The sequence below is a fragment of the Burkholderia sp. 9777_1386 genome (assembly GCF_015712265.1).
Taxonomy (GTDB): domain Bacteria; phylum Pseudomonadota; class Gammaproteobacteria; order Burkholderiales; family Burkholderiaceae; genus Burkholderia; species Burkholderia cenocepacia.
In genome coordinates, this window is record NZ_JACCQB010000124.1 from 1 (window position 1) to 1,342 (window position 1,342).

The 1,342-nt window shown below is 60.9% G+C and carries 1 protein-coding gene; it reads left to right on the forward strand.

Annotated features, from left to right (window positions below; genetic code table 11):
- Positions 1-100: 100 nt before the first annotated feature.
- Positions 101-1,342, forward strand: a 1,242-nt coding sequence (locus H0X91_RS34640) for an ISNCY family transposase (RefSeq protein ID WP_196433816.1), incomplete at its 3' end; no start/stop codon positions are given.

The following is a 1,342-nucleotide window of genomic DNA, read 5'->3' on the forward strand; positions in this document are numbered from 1 at the left end:
TGTAGTAGCTTTTTAGAAATGTCGTGTTCTAGCCATTTAGAAATGTCGCATTTGGACCTCGGTAAGCTTGCCGGTTCCCCGTCAGATCATGGAGCCGACGATGCACCGAACAGCTCTGGTGACATTGGACATGCGAGAACTCGACCGTCTGAAGGTGATTCAGGCTGTGGTGGATTCGGGCCTGAAGCCCGGCCGCGCGGCCGAACGGCTGGGCCTGACGGTCCGGCAGATCGAGCGGCTGGTGATTCGATATCGGGAGTCTGGCGCGGTGGGCCTGACCTCGCGCAAGCGTGGCGGTCCTGGCAACCGGCGGCTGGATGCGGAGTTGGCCCAGCGGGCCCTGACGATCATCCGGGATCGCTACGCCGATTTCGGGCCGACACTGGCGTGCGAGAAGCTTCGGGAATGCCACGGCATCCAGCTCGCCAAGGAAACGGTACGGCGGCTGATGACGGAAGCTGGTTTGTGGGTGCCGCGCCGACAGCGACCACCGAAGGTTTATCAGCCACGAGCACGCCGGGCCTGCCTGGGCGAACTGATCCAGATCGACGGCAGCGACCATCGGTGGTTCGAGGAACGGGCGGCGGCCTGCACGCTACTGGTGTACGTCGACGATGCGACGAGCCGGTTGATGATGCTGCACTTCACGCAGACCGAATCGACCTTCAGCTACTTCGAGGCGACGCGGGCGTATATCGAACGGCACGGCAAACCTGGAGCGTTCTACAGCGACAAGTACAGCGTGTTCCGCAACGTCAAACCTGGCAAGAACGGCAACCGCGTAACGCACTTCGGCCGAGCGATGTCTGAGCTGAACATCGACACGTTCTGCGCGAACAGCAGTCCGGCCAAGGGGCGAGTCGAGCGAGCACATCTGACGTTGCAGGATCGCTTGGTCAAGGAGATGCGATTGCGCGGGATCAACACGGTGGCCGACGCCAACGCTTACATGCCCCTCTTCATGGCCGCTTACAACGCACGTTTCGCAAAGCCTCCGAAGAGCGACTTCAATGCACACCGGCCGCTGCATGCCGATGAGAATCTCGACTGGGTGATGACATGGCGCGAGCTGAGGAAAGTCACGAAGTCGCTGACGGTGCAGTACGACCGGGTGATGTATTTGCTGGACGATACGCCGGAGAATCGGAAGCTGATCGACCGAACGATCGAGGTTTGGGAGTACCCGGATGGGCGCATCGAACTCCGAACAGAGGGTCGCGTGCTGCCCTGCAGACAGTACGACCGGCTGGCCGAGATCGATCAAGCCGCCGTTGTCGAACACAAGCGTTTGAGTCACGTGCTGCAGGTCGCGCAAGCCCTTCAAGCACAACGCGATAACAGC